The sequence below is a fragment of the Nocardia sp. NPDC051570 genome, assembly GCF_044454005.1.
Lineage (GTDB): Bacteria > Actinomycetota > Actinomycetes > Mycobacteriales > Mycobacteriaceae > Nocardia.
Window position 1 is genome coordinate 483141 of record NZ_JBITDI010000006.1, and the last position, 19760, is coordinate 502900.

Annotated in this window: 24 protein-coding genes; 8 read left to right on the top strand and 16 right to left on the bottom strand. The window is 67.5% G+C overall.

The features are described from left to right. The first annotated feature begins 87 nt into the window (after nucleotides 1-87). Nucleotides 88-708: a YitT family protein gene (locus tag ACIA76_RS18485; RefSeq protein ID WP_397153018.1), complete on the top strand. Its 621-nt coding sequence runs from the start codon at nucleotides 88-90 to the stop codon at nucleotides 706-708. 19 nt (nucleotides 709-727) lie between these two features. Here the strand turns inward: ACIA76_RS18485 and ACIA76_RS18490 are convergent, their stop codons facing one another. The 4 genes from ACIA76_RS18490 to ACIA76_RS18505 are packed head-to-tail and all read right to left on the bottom strand — an operon-like array spanning nucleotide 728 to nucleotide 3399. Next, nucleotides 728-1375, bottom strand: coding sequence for a pentapeptide repeat-containing protein (locus tag ACIA76_RS18490; RefSeq protein WP_397153019.1), 648 nt, complete (start codon nucleotides 1373-1375; stop codon nucleotides 728-730). A gap of 47 nt (nucleotides 1376-1422) precedes the next feature. Then, nucleotides 1423-2037 carry an NAD-dependent epimerase/dehydratase family protein gene (locus ACIA76_RS18495; RefSeq protein ID WP_397153020.1) on the bottom strand — a complete coding sequence of 205 codons (615 nt, stop codon included), beginning with the start codon at nucleotides 2035-2037 and terminating at the stop codon, nucleotides 1423-1425. Nucleotides 2038-2083: 46 nt separating this feature from the next. Next, the gene (locus ACIA76_RS18500) at nucleotides 2084-3031 is read right to left on the bottom strand and encodes a M56 family metallopeptidase (protein ID WP_397153021.1); all 948 of its coding nucleotides are present in this window, start codon (nucleotides 3029-3031) and stop codon (nucleotides 2084-2086) included. After that, nucleotides 3028-3399 carry a BlaI/MecI/CopY family transcriptional regulator gene (locus ACIA76_RS18505; RefSeq protein ID WP_397153022.1) on the bottom strand — a complete coding sequence of 124 codons (372 nt, stop codon included), beginning with the start codon at nucleotides 3397-3399 and terminating at the stop codon, nucleotides 3028-3030. Before ACIA76_RS18505 ends, ACIA76_RS18500 begins: the two co-directional genes overlap by 4 nt. Nucleotides 3400-3892: 493 nt before the next feature. Between ACIA76_RS18505 and ACIA76_RS18510 the strand changes: the two genes are divergently transcribed. Continuing rightward, on the top strand, nucleotides 3893-4543 hold the full coding sequence (locus tag ACIA76_RS18510) for a PadR family transcriptional regulator (protein ID WP_397153023.1): 651 nt from the start codon (nucleotides 3893-3895) through the stop codon (nucleotides 4541-4543). A gap of 193 nt (nucleotides 4544-4736) precedes the next feature. Further along, entirely contained in the window at nucleotides 4737-5942 is a 1206-nt protein-coding gene (locus ACIA76_RS18515; RefSeq protein ID WP_397153024.1) for an FAD-dependent oxidoreductase, read from the top strand. Between the two features lie 17 nt (nucleotides 5943-5959). Here the strand turns inward: ACIA76_RS18515 and ACIA76_RS18520 are convergent, their stop codons facing one another. Next, the gene (locus ACIA76_RS18520) at nucleotides 5960-7996 is read right to left on the bottom strand and encodes an MDR family MFS transporter (RefSeq protein ID WP_397153025.1); all 2037 of its coding nucleotides are present in this window, start codon (nucleotides 7994-7996) and stop codon (nucleotides 5960-5962) included. A 197-nt stretch (nucleotides 7997-8193) separates the two neighbouring features. Between ACIA76_RS18520 and ACIA76_RS18525 the strand changes: the two genes are divergently transcribed. Genes ACIA76_RS18525 through ACIA76_RS18535 form a run of 3 tightly spaced genes read left to right on the top strand, consistent with a single transcriptional unit; the run spans nucleotide 8194 to nucleotide 9907 of the window. Next, a complete protein-coding gene (locus ACIA76_RS18525) occupies nucleotides 8194-9069 on the top strand; it encodes an oxidoreductase (protein WP_397153026.1) in 876 nt (291 codons plus the stop codon). A gap of 50 nt (nucleotides 9070-9119) precedes the next feature. Next, nucleotides 9120-9521 carry a transcriptional regulator gene (locus tag ACIA76_RS18530; RefSeq protein ID WP_397153027.1) on the top strand — a complete coding sequence of 134 codons (402 nt, stop codon included), beginning with the start codon at nucleotides 9120-9122 and terminating at the stop codon, nucleotides 9519-9521. After that, nucleotides 9518-9907: a DUF3817 domain-containing protein gene (locus tag ACIA76_RS18535; RefSeq protein WP_397153028.1), complete on the top strand. Its 390-nt coding sequence runs from the start codon at nucleotides 9518-9520 to the stop codon at nucleotides 9905-9907. Before ACIA76_RS18530 ends, ACIA76_RS18535 begins: the two co-directional genes overlap by 4 nt. Before the next feature lie 78 nt (nucleotides 9908-9985). Here ACIA76_RS18535 and ACIA76_RS18540 read toward each other — a convergent pair whose 3' ends face one another. From ACIA76_RS18540 to clpS, 10 genes are all read right to left on the bottom strand, one after another. Then, a complete protein-coding gene (locus ACIA76_RS18540; RefSeq protein ID WP_397153029.1) occupies nucleotides 9986-10594 on the bottom strand; it encodes a non-canonical purine NTP pyrophosphatase in 609 nt (202 codons plus the stop codon). Further along, the gene (gene rph, locus ACIA76_RS18545) at nucleotides 10594-11358 is read right to left on the bottom strand and encodes a ribonuclease PH (protein ID WP_397153030.1); all 765 of its coding nucleotides are present in this window, start codon (nucleotides 11356-11358) and stop codon (nucleotides 10594-10596) included. The genes ACIA76_RS18540 and rph overlap by 1 nt, the downstream gene beginning before the upstream one ends. 45 nt (nucleotides 11359-11403) lie before the next feature. Further along, the gene (locus ACIA76_RS18550) at nucleotides 11404-12168 is read right to left on the bottom strand and encodes a cyclic nucleotide-degrading phosphodiesterase (protein WP_397153076.1); all 765 of its coding nucleotides are present in this window, start codon (nucleotides 12166-12168) and stop codon (nucleotides 11404-11406) included. 69 nt (nucleotides 12169-12237) lie between these two features. Continuing rightward, the gene (locus tag ACIA76_RS18555; protein ID WP_397153031.1) at nucleotides 12238-12939 is read right to left on the bottom strand and encodes a rhomboid family intramembrane serine protease; all 702 of its coding nucleotides are present in this window, start codon (nucleotides 12937-12939) and stop codon (nucleotides 12238-12240) included. Between the two features lie 48 nt (nucleotides 12940-12987). Continuing rightward, nucleotides 12988-13950: a cysteine synthase gene (locus ACIA76_RS18560; protein ID WP_397153032.1), complete on the bottom strand. Its 963-nt coding sequence runs from the start codon at nucleotides 13948-13950 to the stop codon at nucleotides 12988-12990. A 4-nt stretch (nucleotides 13951-13954) separates the two neighbouring features. After that, nucleotides 13955-14233 (bottom strand): MoaD/ThiS family protein, encoded by a 279-nt coding sequence (locus tag ACIA76_RS18565; protein ID WP_397153033.1) that lies wholly within the window; start codon nucleotides 14231-14233, stop codon nucleotides 13955-13957. 9 nt (nucleotides 14234-14242) lie between these two features. After that, the gene (locus ACIA76_RS18570) at nucleotides 14243-14656 is read right to left on the bottom strand and encodes a Mov34/MPN/PAD-1 family protein (protein WP_397153034.1); all 414 of its coding nucleotides are present in this window, start codon (nucleotides 14654-14656) and stop codon (nucleotides 14243-14245) included. A 141-nt stretch (nucleotides 14657-14797) separates the two neighbouring features. After that, nucleotides 14798-15862, bottom strand: a complete 1065-nt coding sequence (locus ACIA76_RS18575; RefSeq protein WP_397153035.1) for a P1 family peptidase — start codon at nucleotides 15860-15862, stop codon at nucleotides 14798-14800. Then, nucleotides 15859-16428 carry a DUF2017 domain-containing protein gene (locus ACIA76_RS18580; protein ID WP_397153036.1) on the bottom strand — a complete coding sequence of 190 codons (570 nt, stop codon included), beginning with the start codon at nucleotides 16426-16428 and terminating at the stop codon, nucleotides 15859-15861. The genes ACIA76_RS18575 and ACIA76_RS18580 overlap by 4 nt, the downstream gene beginning before the upstream one ends. A gap of 22 nt (nucleotides 16429-16450) precedes the next feature. Continuing rightward, a complete protein-coding gene (gene clpS / locus ACIA76_RS18585; protein WP_397153037.1) occupies nucleotides 16451-16795 on the bottom strand; it encodes an ATP-dependent Clp protease adapter ClpS in 345 nt (114 codons plus the stop codon). A gap of 57 nt (nucleotides 16796-16852) precedes the next feature. Between clpS and ACIA76_RS18590 the strand changes: the two genes are divergently transcribed. Then, nucleotides 16853-18205 (top strand): nicotinate phosphoribosyltransferase, encoded by a 1353-nt coding sequence (locus ACIA76_RS18590; protein ID WP_397153038.1) that lies wholly within the window; start codon nucleotides 16853-16855, stop codon nucleotides 18203-18205. 23 nt (nucleotides 18206-18228) lie between these two features. Continuing rightward, nucleotides 18229-18795: a nicotinamidase gene (locus ACIA76_RS18595; RefSeq protein WP_397153039.1), complete on the top strand. Its 567-nt coding sequence runs from the start codon at nucleotides 18229-18231 to the stop codon at nucleotides 18793-18795. Here ACIA76_RS18595 and ACIA76_RS18600 read toward each other — a convergent pair. After that, the gene (locus tag ACIA76_RS18600) at nucleotides 18780-19682 is read right to left on the bottom strand and encodes an alpha/beta fold hydrolase (protein WP_397153040.1); all 903 of its coding nucleotides are present in this window, start codon (nucleotides 19680-19682) and stop codon (nucleotides 18780-18782) included. The genes ACIA76_RS18595 and ACIA76_RS18600 overlap by 16 nt on opposite strands. Nucleotides 19683-19760: the final 78 nt, after the last annotated feature.

Below are 19760 nucleotides of genomic sequence, written 5' to 3' on the forward strand. Positions count from 1 at the left end.
CGTCGATGCCAGTGCATTTCGCGATCCAGTCCAGTATTCGAGCATTGGCTCTGTTTCTCGAGGCCAGTGCGACCTCATGCTGACCGCATGTTGTTTCGCCGCCTGTGTGCGTTGTATCTCGGACTGTGGTTCTACGGGTTCTCGATGGCGGTGATGATTCGGGCCGCACTCGGCCTGGATCCGTGGGATGTGTTCCATCAGGGCGTGGCGCGGCATCTGCCGGTCAGCTTCGGCACGGTCACCGCGCTGACCGGGGTGGCGGTGCTATTGGCCTGGATTCCGTTGCGGCAGCGGCCCGGTCTGGGCACGGTCAGCAATGTCGTGGTCATCGCGGTCTCGGTCGATGCCGGGCTGTGGCTGCTGCCCGAGCTCCACGCGCTGGTCCCGCGCGCACTCGCCATGGCCGCGGCCGTTCTGCTCAATGCCGTGGCGACCGTGCTCTATATCGGGGCCGGAATGGGTCCGGGCCCGCGCGACGGACTGATGACCGGTCTGGTCGGCCGCACCGGATGGCCCGTCTGGGGCGTGCGCACCGGCATCGAGGCGACGGTGCTGTGCATCGGATGGCTGCTCGGCGGCAGTCTCGGCGTGGGAACGGTGGTGTACGCCTTCGGCATCGGGCCGCTGATCCACCTGTTGATCCCGTTCGTCGACCGCTTCCTGCCCGGATTCCACACCGAGCGCGCACCCGAACCGGCCCCGGCCTAGCAGCCGGCCGCACGCGTGATCAGTTGTCGCGCACCGTGATTCCCGCCGCCCGCGCGAATGCGGGGGCGAGGTCCATCAGCTGCGGGGTGTTGATCGTGGCACCCTTGAGCGCATCGATCCCCGCGGTGAGATCGAGGGTGAGCGCACCGCGCAGATCGACCTCGTGCAGTGTCGCGCCGTGCAGCGACACACCCTCGAGGCGCGTGCCCGGGAAACTCACTCGGCGCAGCGTGGACTCGCCGAAATCGGTATCGCGCAGGACACAATCGACGAAGGACACATCCTGCAGCACCGAGTTGCGCAGGTTCACCGAATCGAATTTGCAGCCCTCGAACCGGATTCGCCGCAGCTGCGACCCCACCGCCTCCACCCCCGACAGCGCCGAATCCACGAATTCGGTGTTCAGCCAGCTGGATTGGCCGAGGTTGGTGCCGACCCAGCGCACATTGCGCAGCCAGGCATCGTCGAACCGCGCGTACCGCATGACCCCACCGGCGAATTCGACCATGGTGAAGGCGGATTCGGTGAACCGGATCCCGCTGGCGTCGAGGCCGTCGAATGTGACGGCATCGATATGTTCGGTCTCGTAGTCCATATCGGACTCCGGCTCACCCTCGAAGGGGTGTAGGTGACGAGCGAAGGACAGATCGGCAAGGTCGCGGGGCACACTTGCACCCTAGGCGAACCGTCCGACAGGCCCGCTCGCCGCGGGTGTCACCGCACCGGATCGAAGTCGGTCTTGCCGGTGTCGGTGAGCGAGTAGACGCCCGGGGCCAGATCGAGCGCGCTGACCGTCCGCGCGGCCGCCTCGTCGATATGGATGCGGGGCGGATCGGGGAAGTCCGCGGAATCCGGATAGTAGGTGTCGGGGCCGTAGAACTGGCCGTAGCGCAGCACGACTCCGCCCACGTCGAGCACCGATTTCTCCAGAAACTCCTGGGCGGCCAGGCTCTCTCCGCTCATCTCCCAGGCGACGCTCTGCGCGATCACACGCTGGGTGCCCGCGGCCCGGGCGGCGGCCAGCAGATTGGCGGTGCCCTCGCGGCGAATGCGGGCATTGCCCGAACGACCGGCGGCCAGATCCGCGCGACTGTCGGGGAGGTCGGTCAGCTGATGCATCACCAGATCCGGGGCGTAGGCGCGGACGGCCTGTTCGAGGGCGGCGGCGTCGTAGACATCGCATACCACCGGTTCGGCGCCGAGCCCGGCCAGCAGTTCGGCCTTCGCCGGCGAACGGGTCATACCCGCCACCTCGCATCCGGCCGCGATCAGCAGGGGCGTCAATCGGGTACCCAGCACACCGCTGGCCCCGGCCAAGAAGATCCGCACGCCTACCGACACTATCGAACCGCCCGCCCGCCGCGCACGGCCCGGCCTACAGCAGGCAGATCAGCAGTCCCGAGGCCGTGCCGACGATCAACAGCGGACCCATGACCGCGACACCGATACCGGTGAGCAGCCCCATGCGAGTACGGCGCAGGCGGGGATTGCGCGGGGCGACAAGACGTTCCGCGCGGGCGACGACATCCGCGCCGCTGGCGGCCAGCGCACCGGCCGGAGCCACGCCCGACAACGCGAGCAGACCCGACAGCAGCGGCGCGCGGCCGTAGCGGCGGACCGCGGCATCGTCGGCACACATCTCGAGCAGGCGCGCGACCTCTCGCGCGCCGACGGTGAACAGCCGCAGATGCGGGAAAGTGGCCGCCAGGCCGCGGGTCACGGTGAGCAACAACGGATGCTGGCGGCGCAGGTGGGCATGCTCGTGGGCCAGCACCGCGGCCAGCTCGGACTCTCCCAGCGCGGCCACGGCGCCACTGGTCACCACCACCACATTCGGCGAACCGGCCACACAGTAGGCCGCGCGCTCCTCGGATTCGAGCACCACCAGATCGGCCACGGCACATCGCTGTACGCGCCGGCCGGTGAGCCGCAGAGCCTCGGCGTGTTCGCGCGATCGCAGCCGCATGCGCAGCTGCAGCCGGGTCAGTCGCACGCCCAGCACCACGCCCAGGATCGCCAGTGCCCCGGTCACCATCAGCAGCGCCGCCTGGGCCCCGAGTCCGGCATGACCGGTCACGATCACCTCTGCCTCGTGCAGTCCGGTGACCACCAGCCGATCGGCGTGCAGCCACGAATGCGCGGTATCGGCGAGCGCGATACCCACGGCCGCACCCCAGGATCCGAGCACGCTGGCCATCAACGTCAGCCACGCCACCACACCCAGATGTGGGACGAGCCCGTGGCGCGTCAGCCGCGGCAGCACCCGCGGCGCGACGATCGCCACCACGACCGCGTAGACGAACAGCCCGACGGCGATGCTCACGCCCCCTCCGCCAATCGCCGCAGCGCGGCGCGCAATCGCTCGGATTCCTCGGGACCGATTTGCTCGACGAAATGGGCGAGCACCAATTCGGCGCGGCCGCCGTCGTCCAGCGCCTCGCGCATCAACCGTGCGCTGTGCTGTTCGCGGGTCAAAGTCGGCCAGTAGCGGAACGCCTTGCCCTCGCGCCGGCGCTCCAGCCAACCCTTGCGATGCAGATTGTCCATCGTCGACATGACCGTGGTGTAGGCGATCTCACGCTCGCCGACCAGTTCGGCGAACAGTTCCCGCACCGTGGTGGGGTCGCCGTCGCGGTTCCAGAGCCGGTCCATGACCACCGCCTCGAGTTCCCCGAATCCGCGTGTGCGCACTGCACCTCCTCGTCGTGCGGCCGCTCCGGATACGGGCGGCTCGGTCGCCATAGTATCTACGTAGCGAGGCAGTAGGTCGGTTCGCCCCGATCTCGGACACTTGACCGATCCGGGCGGGATAATCTACTGTCTACGTACGTAGATAGTAGCTAGTCTTGTCACGCCGCGACCGGCAGATCGCGTCCCGGCAAACCCGGATCTCCCTCATCGATCCTGGCGAGCCATTCGGCGCAAGGGGACGAGAGCGCCGCACGATCGACCGCGACGCGCGTGACAGCACCACCCCCGGATCGGGCGCCGGCACGCTCGGACCGGGGGTGGTGGCCTTTACGGCGACCGCCGCGCGGTTATCCCGGCATCGCCTCCCACCCCGATTGCGCAGTGGCGCACGGGAATCCGGCTCATCACCACACTCACCCCGTTCGCCGACGCGATCGATACTTGTGGACGAATACTCGTGGACGTATATTCGTGTACGAGCAAGGAGGTGGGCGTGGCGAAACAGCGCAAGGTCGGGAATCTGATGGCCCTGTCGATCCTGACCACCCTGTTCGAGCGGCCGATGCATCGCTACGAAATCGCGGCCAGGCTGCGCGAACGCGGTAAAGAGGGCCAGATGGACATCAAGTGGGGTTCGCTCTACACGGTCGTCCAGAATCTGGAGAAGCACGGCTTCCTCGAGGCCGTGGGCACCGAGCGCGAGGGGTCACGACCGGAGCGGACGATCTATCGGATCACCGATGCCGGTCGCGCGGAGGCTCACGACTGGATTCGCGAATTGCTCTCGACCGTCGAGTCCGAACCGAGCAGATTCGTCGCGGGACTGTCGGTCTTCGGCGCGGTTCCGCCCGACGAGGTGATCGCATTGCTCGATGCGCGCATCGATCGGCTCACCACGCTCATCGCCACCGGCGGGCAGCAACTGGCCGAGATGGCGGTGCCGCGGCTGTTCCTCGTGGAGGAGGAGTACCACCTCGCAATGCTGCGGGCCGAGGTCGACTGGGTGCGCGGCCTGCGCGACGAACTCGCCTCGGGCGCCTTTCCGAATGTGGACTTCTGGCGGCGAATGCATGTGGAGAACATCCCCGTCGCCGAGGTCGTCGCCATGGTGGAGAGGGGGGAACTCAGCGATCCGACGGACTGAATCCCTCTGTCCGACAACAGAACCGGGCCCGGCGAGGTGCGGCAACACCGCCGCCGAGCCCGATCGAAACACCTCTCGAACCGCATCCACCCTCATGGCGAACCCGGACCGAGTTTGGCGACTACAGGATAACTGGGCTCCCCGCACGTGGATCGGATCGGGCATTCCGATACCCAATCCAAGGGAGAACATCATGTCCATCAGGACAGCTCTGGTCATCGGCGGCGGCATCGCCGGGCCGGTGACCGCCACGGCACTGCATAAGGCGGGCATCGAGGCCCGCGTCTACGAGGCCTATCCGGGTCCGGCCTACAACATCGGCAGTTCGCTCGGCTTCCAGCCCAACGGCCTGGCCGCGCTGGATGTCATCGGCGCGGGTGATGTGGTGCGCCGCATCGCCATGCCGATGCGGCATTCGGTGATGTCGTTCGGGGGTAAGGAGGTCACCATGCCCACCACCGGCGATGCCGAGCCGTTGCAGTTGGTCGAGCGCAGCGAATTGCACCGGGTGCTACACGATTTCGCGGTCGCGGCCGGGGTCGCGTTCGAATACGACAAACGCCTCGTCGACGTCGACGAGGGCCGCGACGGCATCACCGCCCGCTTCGCCGACGGCACCAGCGCCACCGCGGACGTGCTGATCGGTGCGGACGGCGTCAAGTCGTCGGTGCGCACGCTGATCGACCCGGATGCGCCGGGCGCCGACTACACCGGACTGCTCGGATTCGGCGCCGTCATCGACCTTCCGCTCGATCTCGCGCCGGAGACCATGTACTTCGCGTTCGGCAAGAACGCGTACTACCTGTACACGATGCTGCCCGACGGCCGGATCGGCTGGGGCGCGAATCTGCCCAGCAAGCAGTACATGACTACCAGCGAGGCCCGCGCCGTACCCGCCGAACAGTGGCTGCGCACGCTGCGGGAGGTCTATGCCGAGGACACCCCGGGCGGCGATCTCGTGCGCCGGGTCCGCCCCGAGGATCTGCAGATGGTCGGCGGCATACACATCATGCCGCCGGTGCCGAATTGGTATCGGGACCGGATGGTCCTGGTCGGCGATGCGGTGCACGCGCCGTCGAACAGCACCGGCCAGGGAGCGTCGCTGGCCGTCGAGAGTGGCATCCAGCTGGCCCGCTGTCTGCGCGACTTCGACAATCAGGCAACGGCTTTCGCCGTCTACGAGCAGATCCGCCGGCCCCGCGTGGAGACGATCGCGGCGCGGGGCGCCCGGATCAATCACGCCAAGGCGCCGGGGCCGCTGATGCGCAGGGTGATGCCGGTGATGATGCCGATCATGTTCCGGGCCATGAAGATCGGTGAGGTCATGCGCCGCGAGACCGCCTACACCATCGACTGGGATGCCCCGGTCGATCGGCAGGACGAACTCGCACGGGTCTGACGGTATGCCCGCGCGGGTCAGATTATCCGCGCGGGCAACATATCCGGCCGTTCCGCCTCGTCGAGCAGTTTCGCCGCGATATTGGCCATGGCCTGATCGAGCAGCGCGCGGTCCGCGGGATCGCCGCAGTCCCAATCGTCGATGTATCCGCACAGCCAGCGCCGCCAGGCCTCCCGGATGCGATCCGACTCCGCCTGCCCGGCGGCGGTGAGTTCCATTCGCTCACCGTGGAATTGGACGTAGCCGTTGTCGACCACCTTGTCGTACACCGGCTGCAGCACCTCCGGCGGCACCCAGTGCGCCCGGGCGACCGCCTCCAGGGTGGCCGCGCCGCGCACCCGATTCAACATCCGCACCTGACTGATCGCCCAGGCCTGATCCCGGGTCAGCGAGCTGTCGGCGGCGGTCAGGATGCGCGGATCGGGCAGTTCGTCATCGCGCAACTTGCGGAGCATGGTGGCAAGCGAATGTTCCAACCGGCCAACGCGATCCGCGGAATCCGGCATCGAGAATCCGCTGCCCACATCGCCCGCCTCGGCTCGCACGGTATCGCGCAGCGGGACCTGTTTCAGGAACCAGGCCACCACGAATCCCAGCAGCGCGACCGGGACCGCCCAGCGGAACATGTATCCGATGGTGTCGGCATAGGCATCGATGATCGGTAGCGCCTGGATATGCGGAAGTTTGTGCAGCAGTTGCGGATTCCCGGCCGCGGCCGGCGGCACCCCCGGATCGCGCGCGAGCGCCTCGCGCAGATTCGGGCCGAGACGATTGCTGTACAGGGTGCCGAACACCGAGGCCCCGAAGGTGCTGCCGAGCGTGCGGAAGAAGGTGACCCCCGAGGTCGCGGTGCCCAGATCGGTATAGGGCACGGTGTTCTGCACCACGATCGTGAGCACCTGCATCGCCAGACCGAGCCCGAGACCCAGTACGAACATATAGAGCGACTGCGTCCAGAAACCGGTATCGCGATCCATCGTCGACATCAGATACAGGCCGAGCGCGGTCACGGCGGTTCCGGCGATCGGAAAGAACTTGTAGTGCCCGGTCTGGCCGACCACCTGCCCGGAAATGATCGAGGTGATGAACAGGCCGACCACCATGGGCAGCGTCCGGAAACCCGACGCCGTCGCCGTGAGGCCGTTCACGTATTGCATATATGCCGGCAGATAGGTCATCGCGCCCATCATCGCGAAACCGACGATGAAGCTGAGCACCGAGCAGACGGTGTAGGCGTTGCTACGGAACAGGTGCATCGGCAGCATCGGCTCGGCCGCCCGGAATTCGGCGAAGACGAAGGCCGTCAACAGAACTGCCGCCGCCACGAACAACCCGATGATCATCGACGAACCCCAGGCGTACTCCTGTCCGCCCCATTCCAGTGCCAGGACAAGGCAACTCACCCCGACCGCCACCAAAGCGATTCCGGCATAGTCGATCACCGGGCGAATGGCGCTGCGAATACTCGGAATGGCCCGCGCCGCAACGGCGATCATGAGAATCGCCAGCGGCACGTTCACGTAGAAACACCACCGCCAGCTGGCATGGTCGGTGAACAGCCCGCCCAGCGTCGGCCCGATGACCGTGGTGACGCCGAAGACCGCGCCGAGCGCGCCCTGATACTTGCCGCGCTCCCGCAGCGGGATGACGTCGGCGATCAGCGCCATCGCGGTCACCATGAGCCCGCCCGCACCCAGACCCTGGATGGCGCGCGCGGCGACGAGCAGGGACATGCCGCCCGCCAGGCCCGCGATCATCGAGCCCACGATGAAGATCAGGCCGCTGACCTGGAACACCAGCTTGCGGCCGAACAGATCGCCGAACTTGCCCGCCAGCGCGGTGGCGACCGCCTCGGCCAGCAGATAGGAGGTCACCACCCAGGCCAGATGGCCGGATCCGCCCAGGTCGGCGACGATCGTGGGCAGGGCGGTGGAGACGATGGTCTGGTCGAGCGCGGCCATCAGCATGCCGAGCACGACGGTGAAGAAGACCACATTGGCCCGGGTATGGCTCACGGGCGCGGGTGAATCGGCGACTTCCAAGGCACCGGTCATTAACCAAGTATGTGCCGAAGGTCTCCAATTCGCCGGGAGAGAGCTTTACTCGGCATTTCACAGGGTGCAAAGATGATTAGCTGAAGCTAATGCCAGCATTTAGATTCGCCGACCGACTACCGCCGAAAACTTACCCTGAAGTAGGGTCTAACAAAGACAGTTGCAGGCTAGATCACAACGGTAGTGAGGTCTCGACCATGGCGTGGAAACCCAGCCAAATCCCCGATCAGACGGGCCGCACGTTCGTGATCACGGGCGCCAATGGCGGCATCGGCAAGCAGACCACCAAGCAGTTGGCCGCCAAGGGCGCCACGGTGATCATGGCCTGCCGTAACACCACCTCGGCCCAGGCGGTGGCCGACCGCATCGAGGGCGATGTGCGGGTGTCGGCACTGGATCTGGCCGATCTCGCCTCGGTCCGGGCATTCGCCGAGCGGACCGGCGAATTCGATGTGCTGATCAACAACGCCGGGCTCATGAACGTCCCGTTCTCGCGGACCAAGGACGGCTTCGAAACCCAGTGGGGCGTGGATCATCTCGCGCATTTCGCGCTGACCGGCCTGCTGCTGGACCGGATCGGCGATCGGGTGGTGACGCTGGCCAGCATCGCGCACCGGCAGACCCCCAAGCTGTGGGTCGACGATCTGAACTACGAGAACCGCAGCTATCAGCGCAACCTGGCCTACGCGCAGGCCAAGCTGTCGAATCTGATGTTCGCGCGGGAGCTGCAGCGCCGGCTCGCCGAGGCGGGTTCGACCAAGCGCTCCTATGCCGTGCACCCCGGCGTCTCGGCGACGGATCTGTTCACCCGCACCGAGACCCCGATCGATCGCATCGCCAAGCCGTTCGTCGCGCTGGTCGGTCACTCCCCTGCCAAGGCCGCTGAATCCAGCCTGTTCGCCGCGACCACGCCCGATGCCGATCCGACCATCTACTGGGGTCCGACCCGGTTGTTCGGCGCGCAGGGACCGGTCAAGCCCTCGTCGTCGAGCAAGCTGTCCAAGGACCGCGAGCTGTGGCGGCGGCTGTGGGAGGAGTCCGAGCGCCTGACCGGCGTCGCCTACAAGTTCTAGGTGGGACCTACCCTCTACGGGAGCTGTAGTAGACGAGTACCGTAGAGGGCGTGTCCGCCCCACACCGCCGCCCGGCTCTGATCCTGTTGGTGATCGTGGCCGCGTTCGCCTGCCTGGCGCTCGGATGGTGGCAGTGGGGTCGGTACGAATCGACGGGCGGAAGTGCGCAGAACCTCGGTTATGCGCTGCAGTGGCCGCTGTTCGCGGGTTTCGTGGTGTTCGCCTATGTCCGCTTCGTGCGGTTGGAGCGGGAGACCGTCGAATCCGAGAACGAGGCGACCGAGACGCCGCATAAGGCGGCCAAGGTCACCAAACCACGGGAGATTCCGGCCGGGTTCCTGCCCGAGCGGCCGACCGCGGTGCGCGACGATGATCCGGTGCTCGCCGAATACAACAGGTACCTGGCCGAATTGAATGCGCGCGAGCGCGACACCGAGAGGAGCGCCGGTTGAGCGCCGACAACCCGACCGCCGCCACCGCACCGGCATCCGCCGCGAGCGGCACGCGCAGTACCGCCCGTATCCGCTCCGCGCTGACCCGCTATCGGGTGCTGGCGTATGTGACCGGTGTCTGGCTGTTGCTGCTGTGCGCCGAGATGGTCTACAAGTACCTGCTGCTCGACGACAGCAGCAAGGCCCCGCACTGGCTGTTCTACGTCGGCCAGATCCACGGCATCTTCTACATGATCTACCTGGTCTTCACCATCGACCTGGCGATCAAGACCCGCTGGAAGCCCGCCACCACGGTCATCACGGCCCTGGCCGGAACGATCCCGTTCCTCTCCTTCGTCTGCGAGCACTACCGCACCCGCCAAGTCCGAGCCGACTACGCGCTCTAACCCCCGCACCCTTTCTCGCACTTCGCACCCGTTGTGACTGCCTACAACGGGTGCGAAGTGCTGGAAGGGGTGCGAGGGTCAGGCCTCCGCCAGGGCGGCGAGGGCTGGGAGGAGGGCGCGGAGGGCGCGGCCTCGGTGGGAGGCGGCGTCCTTTTCCGCGGGGGTGAGTTGGGCGGAGGTGCGGGTTTCGCCGTCGGGGACGAAGAGTGGGTCGTAGCCGAAACCGTTGTCGCCCACCGGTTTACCGATGATGTGACCGGGCCACTCGCCCAGGGCGATCACCTCGCGGCCGTCGGCCACCAGGGCGCAGGCGGAGACGAAGCGGGCGCCGCGGCGCTCATCGGGGACGTCGGTGAGCTGGCCCAGCAGCAGTGCGTTGTTGGCGGCGTCGTCGCCGTGGCGGCCGGACCAGCGCGCCGAGAGCACGCCCGGCATACCGTTGAGCGCATCCACCGCGAGGCCGGAATCGTCTGCGACACAGGGTAATCCGGTCGCGGCCGCACCGTCACGGGCCTTGGCGAGGGCATTGCCCTCGAAGGTCGCCGCCGTCTCGGGCGCCTCATCGTAGGGCGGCACCTCGTCCAGGCCCACGATCTCCAGGCCCGCGACGCCCGCCTCGGCCAGGATGCGCCGTAATTCGTTCAGCTTCTTGGCATTACGGCTGGCCACCAGGACGCGACGCGACATTACTTCTTCTTCTCGGGCCCGGGCAGCACGCCGGGATAGGGCAGCGCGAGCGCCTCCTTCTGCACCGCGAACAGCTGTTCGCAGCCGGTCAGCGCGGAGTCGAGCAGCTTGTCCAGCGTGGAGCGCGGGAAGGTCGCGCCCTCGCCGGTGCCCTGGATCTCCACGAGCGTGCCGGTATCGGTGGCGACGACGTTCATATCGACCTCGGCGCGCGAATCCTCCTCATAGGGCAGATCCAGGCGCACCCGGCCGTCGACCACGCCGACGCTCACCGCGGCGATCATGCACGAGATGGGCTGCGGATCGTTGAGCTGTCCGGCCGCGCCGAGGTAGGTGATCGCATCCGACAGCGCCACATACGCGCCGGTGATGGCCGCGGTGCGGGTCCCGCCGTCGGCCTGCAGCACATCGCAGTCGATCGCGATGGTGTTCTCGCCGACCGCGGCCAGATCGATACAGGCCCGCAGCGACCGGCCGATCAGGCGGCTGATCTCCTGCGTACGGCCACCGACCTTACCCTTGACCGACTCGCGACCGCTGCGGGTATGTGTGGCGGCGGGCAGCATCGCGTATTCGGCTGTCAGCCAGCCCAATCCGGAGTCGCGCCGCCACGGCGGCACACCCTCGGTCACGCTCGCGGTGCACATCACCCGCGTCTGCCCGAACTCCACCAGCACGGACCCTGCCGGATGCGTGGTGAATCCCCGGGTGATCGTTACCTCGCGGAGCTCGTCGTCCGCCCTGCCATCGGCTCGTCTAGACACGGCATGCAGCCTAATGGGGAGCGCCGACGGGAGAATCTCGGGCCGCTAGATGTCGATGACCTCGCCCGGGGAGACGGCGTGGACCGGGCCGCTGAATTCGGCCTTGGCCTCGGCGATCACATCCTCGCGGGCGGTCCAGGGTGGGATGTGGGTGAGCAGGAGTTCGCCGACACCGGCTCGGGCGGCGATCATTCCGGCCTCGGTGCCCGAAAGGTGAATTCCGGGTGGCCGATTGGCGGGGTCGTGGGTCCACGACGCCTCCGACAGCAACACATCGGCACCCTCGGCGAGTTCGAAGACCGCATCGCACAGCGCGGTATCGCCGGTGTAGACCAGCGTGCGACCGGCGGTGGTGGTGATGCGCAGGCCGTAGGACTCCGGCGGATGGAACATGCGGCGCGCGGTCACGGTATGGCCGGGGCCGAAGGTGATTTCGCGGCCCTCCTCCCAGACGCGCATATCGATCACATCCGACCAGTCGTCGCATTCACCACCGATCTCGGCCGAGGCGTTGCCGATTCGCACCGAGGTGTCCGAGGGACCCTGCACGATGGCCCGTCCGCTCGGCGGATTGGGGTGATAACGCCGCCATACCAGCAGGCCCGGCAGATCCAGGCAATGGTCGGCATGCAGATGGGTGAGGAAGATATCCACCTCACCCGGATCCAGATGACGCTGCAATGCGCCCAATATCCCGGGACCGAAATCTATGACCGTCGGAGTCATGCCCGCACCGGTGAGCAGATAACCCGACGCAGGGGAATCCGGGCCGGACACACTGCCCGAGCACCCTAGGACGGTGAGCCGCATTCCCCCATGCTGCCACGCTGCATTCTCGGTCATAGCGGGGAGCCCCACATCACCGGCCGGGTTCCACGGTCACCCCGACGATGCGAGGCGGCCGACGTTATCCCCGCGACGATGACGACGTTCATCGCCTGAGAGTACCCATCCGGCAATCACTCCACCCACCGCCCCGAAAAGATGTCCTTGCCAGGATATTCCGGTCTGGCCGGGCAGCACTCCCCACAGAATCGAGCCGTACAGCAACCCCACGCCGACACCGAGCAGTATTTGCCACGGCCGACGGGCGAACCAGCCTCGCGAGATCAGATATGTCAACCACCCGAACACCAGGACCGAGGCGCCCAGATGCACCGATCCGGTGTCACCGGTGAGCCATTGGCCTAATCCGCTCAGGACCCAGATGATGGCGGTCGCGGCGATGCCACGGCCGATACCCGTCAACAGGGTCAATACGCCCAGCACCAGAACCGGCAGGGTGTTGCCGATCAGATGCGCCCAGTTGGCATGCAGCAACGGTGCGAAGGCGATGCCCTCCAGGCCGCCCAGCGTGCGCGGATGCACCCCCGCGTTGTTCAGCCGATAGTCGGTGAGCTCATCGACACCCTCCACGCCGTAGAGCAGCGCGACGAAGACGAAGGTCAGCCCGATGGCCCGCTGCCACAACAACTTCAGCGCGGGTGAGGAGCCCGGACGCCGCGGAAGCACCGACTTCCCCCGCAGGGCCGCGATCCGATCGGGATCGAACGAAGAACCCATCCCGGCGGTCACCGCCATCACCTCCTCGCGAGGAAGTACGAACCTCGCCTCCTTCGAGGGTACCGATCAGGCCCAGAGCTGACCGTCGAGCCTGTCCTCGGCCTCGTCCAGGGTGCCCTCGTAGGCCCCGGTCGACAGGTACTTCCAGCCGCCGTCGGCGACCACGAACGCGATATCGGCCCGCGTGCCCGCCTTCAGCGCCTTGGCGCCCACGCCGAGCGCGGCGTGCAGGATCGCCCCGGTCGAGATGCCCGCGAAGATGCCCTCCTCGCCGACCAGTTCCCGGGTGCGGCGCACGGCGTCGTACGGACCGACCGAGAAACGGGAGGTGAGCACCGATTCGTCGTACAGCTCGGGGATGAAGCCCTCGTCGAGATTGCGCAGCCCGTAGACCAGTTCGCCGTAGCGCGGCTCGGCGGCGACGATACTGATATCCGGCAGCTGTTCGCGCAGATAACGGCCGGTGCCCATGAGCGTGCCCGTCGTGCCCAGGCCCGCCACGAAATGCGTGATCTCCGGCAGATCGGCGAGGATCTCCGGCCCGGTGCCCTCGTAGTGGGCCAGCGCGTTGGCCGGATTGCCGTATTGATAGAGCATCACCCAGTCCGGATTGTCCACCGCGATCTTCTTCGCCAGCGCCACGGCCTGATTGGAGCCGCCCGCCGCCGGGGAATCGATGATCTCGGCGCCGAACATGGTCAGCAGCTGGCGACGCTCGACCGAGGTGTTCTCCGGCATCACGCAGATCAGCCGATAGCCCTTGAGCTTGGCGGCCATGGCCAGCGAGATGCCGGTGTTACCGCTGGTCGGCTCCAGGATCGTGCAGCCCGGACGCAGCGTGCCGTCGGCCTCGGCCCGCTCGATCATGCGCAATGCCGGGCGGTCCTTGATCGATCCGGTCGGATTGCGATCCTCGAGTTTGGCCCACAACCGCACGTGGTCCTCGCCGTCCCATTTCGGGGACAGCCGGCGCAGGCCGACCAGGGGCGTATTGCCCAGGGTCTCGATCAGCGATTCGTAGCGTGCCACCGAATTACCGCGCGCCCCCGGCCACGGCCGGCAGGATCGTCACGGTGCCGCCCTCGGGCACCTCGGCCTCGAGTCCGCCCGCGAAGCGCACATCCTCATCGTCGACGTAGATGTTGACGTAGCGGTTGAGCTTGCCGCCGGACAGCAGGCGCTCCTTGAGACCGCCGTAGTTGGTCTCCAGGTCATCGATCACCGCGGCGAGCGTGGCGCCGCTGGCCTGCACCCGCTTCTCCCCTCCGGTGAGGGTCCGCATGATGGTCGGGATGGACACGGTTACCGGCATTGCTGCTCCTTAGCTTTCATCAACGATCTCGACGGGTTCCTCGGTGACCACGCCCTCAACGATGCGGTAGCTGCGCAGCTCGTGCTGCTCCGAATCGCGGGTCGAGATCAGCACGTAATGGGCATGGGGCTCGGAGGCGTAGGAGATGTCGGTGCGGCTCGGATAGGCCTCGGTCGCGGTGTGCGAGTGGTAGATCACCACCGGCTCCTCGTCCCGATCGTCCATCTCGCGCCACACCCGCAACTGCTCGCCCGAATCGAAGCGATAGAAGGTCGGCGACCGCTCGGCATTGATCATGGCCACGAAACGCTCGGGTCGATCGGACCCCTCCGGCCCCGCGATCACCCCACAGGCCTCGTCCGGATGATCGGCCCGCGCATGCGCCACCATCGCATCAACGAGCCCGGCCTTGATCACCAGCACAGTCGAATCCTTCCCGTCACCGCCCGACTGTCGTCAACCGCCCAGAATATGCGGCTATTCCCCGCTGTTCCCGCCAGGGCCTGCAATTCCCTGGTTCGCCGGGGAAACAGGCGCGATCCCCGCGGGGAACAGCGGCAACCTTCAGAACGGCCCGAAAAGCTCGGTATACGAAGGGATTCCGGCGATCGACCGCGCCGACAGAATCGCATCCACGACCGCACGCTCCACGCAGACCGCGGCGGCGGTACACAGGGTGTCGAGCAGCAGCAGGTCCGGCGGAAAGGCCGGGGGAAGAAGGGGATTCGGGTCAGGATGGATGGCGGCGGTGGACAAGGCGAACAAGGTGTCACCATCGAGCGGCGAATGCACCGGCCGGACGGCTCGGGCCAGCCCGTCGTGGGCGGTGGTGGCGAGGCGGCGGCAGCCGCTGGGGTCGAGGGCCGCATCGGTGGCGACGACGCCGATCGTGGTGTTGAGCATGGTGCCCTTGACCGCGAGCGCGTTGGCGCGGGCCAGTTGGCCGGGCGTGGCGGGGCGCAGGCCGTGATACTCGGGGCCGTCGGTGCCCACACCCCACGGCAGGCCGGTGCGGGGGTCGAAGACCGAGCCGACCGGGTTGGCGACCACGAGCGCGCCGACGGTGACCCCCGCGGCCGGACCCTCGGCGAAACACACACTGGCCGTGCCGATTCCGCCCTTGAGGGAACCGGCCCGCGCGCCGACCCCGGCACCGGCCGTGCCCCGCTCGAACTCCTCCGCCGCGGCTTGCGCGGCCCGATAACCGAATTCGGCGGTGGGCCGAATATCCCATGCGCCCACGGGCAGATCGAAGATCACCGCACCGGGCACGATCGGCACCACGCGCGCGGGATCGGCGGGATCCATCGGAATCCCGGCCCGATGCTCCTCGAGCCATCGCATCACACCATCGGCGGCGGCCAGCCCGTAGGCGCTGCCGCCGGTCAACAGCACCGCATTCACCTGCCGCACGGTATTGGCCGGATCGAGCAGATCGGTCTCGCGCGTCCCCGGCCCGCCGCCGCGCACATCCACCGAGGCCGTCGCCCCGCCGGGCACGCGCACCACCGTGCATCCGGTCGCCGCACCCGTCCCGAGCGTGACGTCCTCGTCCAGGACATGGTGCTGCCCCACGAGAACGCCGCGCACATCGGTGATCGAATTGCGTGGTCCCGGTTGCCCGGTCACGGAGCCAGCGCCTGCAGCAGCGAATCCTGCATCCAGGTGAGCCAGTGATAGACGTCCAGATGCGGCGCGCGGGGATCACCCGGATCGAGGTGGTCGGGGGTGCTGGCATCGACGCCGAGGGCGGTGCCCAGGGCCAGCCGGACGTCGTTGAGCGCGATCAACCAGGCATCGGCCTGTTCGGGGGTGAGCACGATCTTGCCGCCCTCGGCGGGCAGGGTATCCAGCACGATCGAACCGGCCGCCACCTTCGATTCGATGATGTCCGGTTCGTGCAGACTGCGCAGGGCGTTGTTGAGACCCGCGCGCTCGGCATCGGGCGAACCGGGCTCGGCCCGATGGAAGTCGGGTAACAGCCGGGCCAGCCTCGGGTCATCGGGCGGGGTGCTGTTGCCGGTGCGTAGCCCGGTCAACGCCGCCAGATCGTCCTCGGGCGCCGATCGGGCTCGGTCGGTGAGTAGACCGGTCACCGCGCCCACCAGGGAGCGCAAGACCTCGGCCTCCCGCGCGTCCATCTCCGACCGAAGCTTGAGCCCGCTCAGCGAGTTCTTCCTGCTCCACTTGCGCACCGGCACTACGGTAGTCGCCGCGTCATTGGTCGCGCTGCATGGTCGCCCAGAGCCCGGCCGCGTGTAGTCGCTGGACGTCGTGCTCCATCTTGTCCCGCGACCCGGACGACACCACCGCCTTGCCCTCGTTGTGCACCTTCAACATCAGCTCGGTTGCCTTGCCTTTGCTGTATCCGAACAGCTTCTGGAAGATGTAGGTGACGTAGTGCATCAGGTTAACCGGATCGTCCCAGACCACGGTCACCCACGGTCGATCTTCGGCCTCGAGGATTTCGCTGACCTCGATCGTTTCGGGGGTCGCCTGCGCAGCCGACAGCGTCATTGAGGCGCCGACCGGGGCGAGTGAGACCCGGACAGCGTCTTCCATGCACAGACCCATAACCTTCAGGGTACGACTCGACTCCGAATACACAACACCCGCCGGATGTCGTTTTGCCGGACTCGCGCTGTCTACAGTGGCGACGTGACCACAACGGACCCCGTTGCCAGCACCGCGCTGCTGACCGATCAATACGAACTGACCATGCTCGCGGCCGCGCTGGCCGACGGCTCGGCCCAGCGGCATTGCACCTTCGAGGTATTCGCCCGGCGATTGCCACACGGACGTCGATACGGTGTGGTCGCCGGATCCGGCCGACTGCTGGATGCGTTGGCGGACTTCCGGTTCGGCGAGGCCGAAGTCGAGGTTGCCGCGCGGTTCCTGGACGCGCGCACCCTGGAGTGGTTGCGGCAGTACCGCTTCGGCGGCGATATCGACGGCTACCGCGAGGGCGAACTGTACTTCCCAGGCTCACCCATCCTCTCGGTGCGCGGCAGCTTCGCCGAATGCGTGGTACTGGAGACGCTGATCCTGTCGATTCTCAACCACGACAGCGCGATCGCCTCGGCCGCGGCCCGGATGGTCAGCGCCGCGGACGGCCGCCGCATGATCGAGATGGGTTCGCGGCGCACCCATGAACTGGCCGCCCCGGCCAGCGCCCGCGCCGCCTATCTGGCCGGATTCGACGCCACCTCCAACCTGGAGGCCGTGCGCCGCTACGGAATTCCCGGCGCGGGCACCAGCGCGCACGCGTTCACGCTGCTGCACAGCGGTTCGGACGGTCAGCACGAGGCGGCGGCCTTCCGCAGCCAGATCGAGGCGCTCGGCATCGGCACCACGCTGCTGGTCGACACCTTCGACATCGCCCAGGGTGTGGCCACCGCGATCGAGGTGGCCGGACCCGAATTGGGCGGTGTCCGTATCGATTCCGGCGATCTGGGTGTACTGGCCCGGCAGGTGCGCGATCAGCTCGACACGCTCGGCGCCACCCGCACCCGGATCGTGGTGTCGGGGGATCTGGACGAATACGCCATCGCCTCGCTGCGGGCCGAACCGGTCGACGTCTACGGCGTCGGCACCGCCCTGGTCACCGGATCGGGCGCACCGACCGCGGGCATGGTCTACAAACTGGTGGAGGTCGACGGCGTGCCGGTCGCCAAGCGCAGCAGCCATAAGGAATCACGTGGCGGCACCAAACGCGCGGTGCGCCTGGCCCGGTCGACCGGCACCATCGTGGAGGAGATCGTCTATCCGGCCGCCGCGGACCGCCCGTCGGCCAACGGCTACGAGATCCGCGACCTGCCGGTGCCACTGGTCCGCAAGGGCGAGATCGTCGACGAGCTGCCCGCCCTGACCGACAGCCGCGCCCTGGTGGCCGCGGGATTGGTGAGCCTGCCGTGGGAGGGTCTCAAGCTCTCGGCCGGAGAGCCCGCGATACCCACCGCGTTCCTACAATGAGTGCGAACGCGGAGGTACGGGTTATGGGCAGGGCACTGATCATCGTCGACGTACAGAACGATTTCTGCGAGGGCGGCTCGCTGGCCGTGCGCGGCGGCGCGGGAGTGGCCGAACGCATCAGCGAGTATCTCGGCGTCGCCGACTACGCGGCCATCGCGGCGACCCGCGACTATCACATCGATCCCGGGCCGCACTTCTCCGACCATCCGGATTACGTCGACACCTGGCCGCCGCACTGCCGGGTCGGCACGCCGGGCGCGGACTTCCATCCGAATCTCGACACCGCGAATATCGAGCAGGTGTTCTCCAAGGGCGCCTACACCGCGGCGTATTCGGGCTTCGAGGGCAGCGCCGACGACGGCGTATCCCTCGCGGAATGGTTGCACGCAAAGGGGATCGATACCGTCGACATCTGCGGGATCGCCACCGACCATTGCGTACGCGCCACCGCGCTGGACGCGCGATCGGCGGGTTTCGATACGCGAGTGCTGCTGGGGCTCACCGCCGGGGTCTCGCCCGTGACGGTCGAGAAGGCCCTCGGGCAGATGCGCGATGCGGGCGTCGAATTCGCCGGTCAGTTGGAGTCCTGAGCGCCGTCGCGCAGGAACTCGGCGAGCGCCGGGCCGACCACACCGGGATCCTCCAGCTGCGGCCAGTGCCCGACGACCGGAGGTTCGTCCAGCACGACGAATCGCGCGGCCGGTAGCCGCTCCCGCAGCCGCGACAGCTGTTCACCGCTGATCGGATCGGCCGGACCCCAGACGAACATCGTTGGGCCGGAATAGCTTTCGAGCGATTTCCGCCAGCGGTCGGCATTGGCGCGACGCTCGGCGTGGTAGCGGTTGAGATCCCATTGGATCCGGGTGCCGCCGTCGCTCGAGGTGGCCAGCCACATCTGATGCACCTCGGCGTCGGACAGCGGGCGGCCCAGGGTCCTGTGGATCGACATCCGATAGGAGGTCTCGGACATCAACGGGCCCAGCAGCTTTCCCAGCGGGGAGGCCATCAGCTTCTGAATCGCCATGGGCCGGTACAGATCCGCGTACAGTCCGCCGTTCAGCCAGGCCATCCGGGTGATCCGGTCCGGATCACGGGCCAGCAGCTCCTGGGCCACGCTCACCCCGTAGTCGTGGGCCACCAGCGCGGTCGCCTCGATGCCCAGGTGGTTCCACAGCGCCTGCACCAGATCGGCCTGTTCGGTGAACCGATAGTCGTGGCCGCGCGGTTTGGCGCTCGCCCCGAAGCCGAGGAAATCGAGAAGTGTGACGCGACAACCGGATTCGACCAGCGCGGGCAGCACCGACGCCCAATCGTGCGACGACGTCGGATATCCGTGCAGCAGCGTTACCGGCCGCCCGTCCGCGGGCCCGTCCTGCCGGTAGAACAGCGAACGACCACCCAGCTCGACCCGCGTTCCCCCGGCGATCCATTCCGTGCGCGACGGCCGCATCGTGCCCACCTTCCCCTGCTCATCCATTCCAGGCTCCTGCCGGAATCAATCTAGACCGCGCGACCGATCGGCAGGGCTGTCGGTGCGGGGCGCTACTCTGCCTGG

Excerpts from the sequence above, each read along its gene's own strand:
- ACIA76_RS18485 (WP_397153018.1), top strand. The coding sequence starts at position 88 with ATGTTGTTTCGCCGCCTGTGTGCGTTGTATCTCGGACTGTGGTTCTAC.
- ACIA76_RS18515 (WP_397153024.1), top strand. The coding sequence starts at position 4,737 with ATGTCCATCAGGACAGCTCTGGTCATCGGCGGCGGCATCGCCGGGCCG.
- ACIA76_RS18520 (WP_397153025.1), bottom strand. The coding sequence starts at position 7,996 with ATGACCGGTGCCTTGGAAGTCGCCGATTCACCCGCGCCCGTGAGCCAT.
- ACIA76_RS18525 (WP_397153026.1), top strand. The coding sequence starts at position 8,194 with ATGGCGTGGAAACCCAGCCAAATCCCCGATCAGACGGGCCGCACGTTC.
- ACIA76_RS18540 (WP_397153029.1), bottom strand. The coding sequence starts at position 10,594 with ATGTCGCGTCGCGTCCTGGTGGCCAGCCGTAATGCCAAGAAGCTGAAC.
- ACIA76_RS18550 (WP_397153076.1), bottom strand. The coding sequence starts at position 12,168 with ATGCGGCTCACCGTCCTAGGGTGCTCGGGCAGTGTGTCCGGCCCGGAT.
- ACIA76_RS18555 (WP_397153031.1), bottom strand. The coding sequence starts at position 12,939 with ATGGCGGTGACCGCCGGGATGGGTTCTTCGTTCGATCCCGATCGGATC.
- ACIA76_RS18565 (WP_397153033.1), bottom strand. The coding sequence starts at position 14,233 with ATGCCGGTAACCGTGTCCATCCCGACCATCATGCGGACCCTCACCGGA.
- clpS (WP_397153037.1), bottom strand. The coding sequence starts at position 16,795 with ATGGAAGACGCTGTCCGGGTCTCACTCGCCCCGGTCGGCGCCTCAATG.
- ACIA76_RS18590 (WP_397153038.1), top strand. The coding sequence starts at position 16,853 with ATGTCGTTTTGCCGGACTCGCGCTGTCTACAGTGGCGACGTGACCACA.
- ACIA76_RS18595 (WP_397153039.1), top strand. The coding sequence starts at position 18,229 with ATGGGCAGGGCACTGATCATCGTCGACGTACAGAACGATTTCTGCGAG.
- ACIA76_RS18600 (WP_397153040.1), bottom strand. The coding sequence starts at position 19,682 with ATGGATGAGCAGGGGAAGGTGGGCACGATGCGGCCGTCGCGCACGGAA.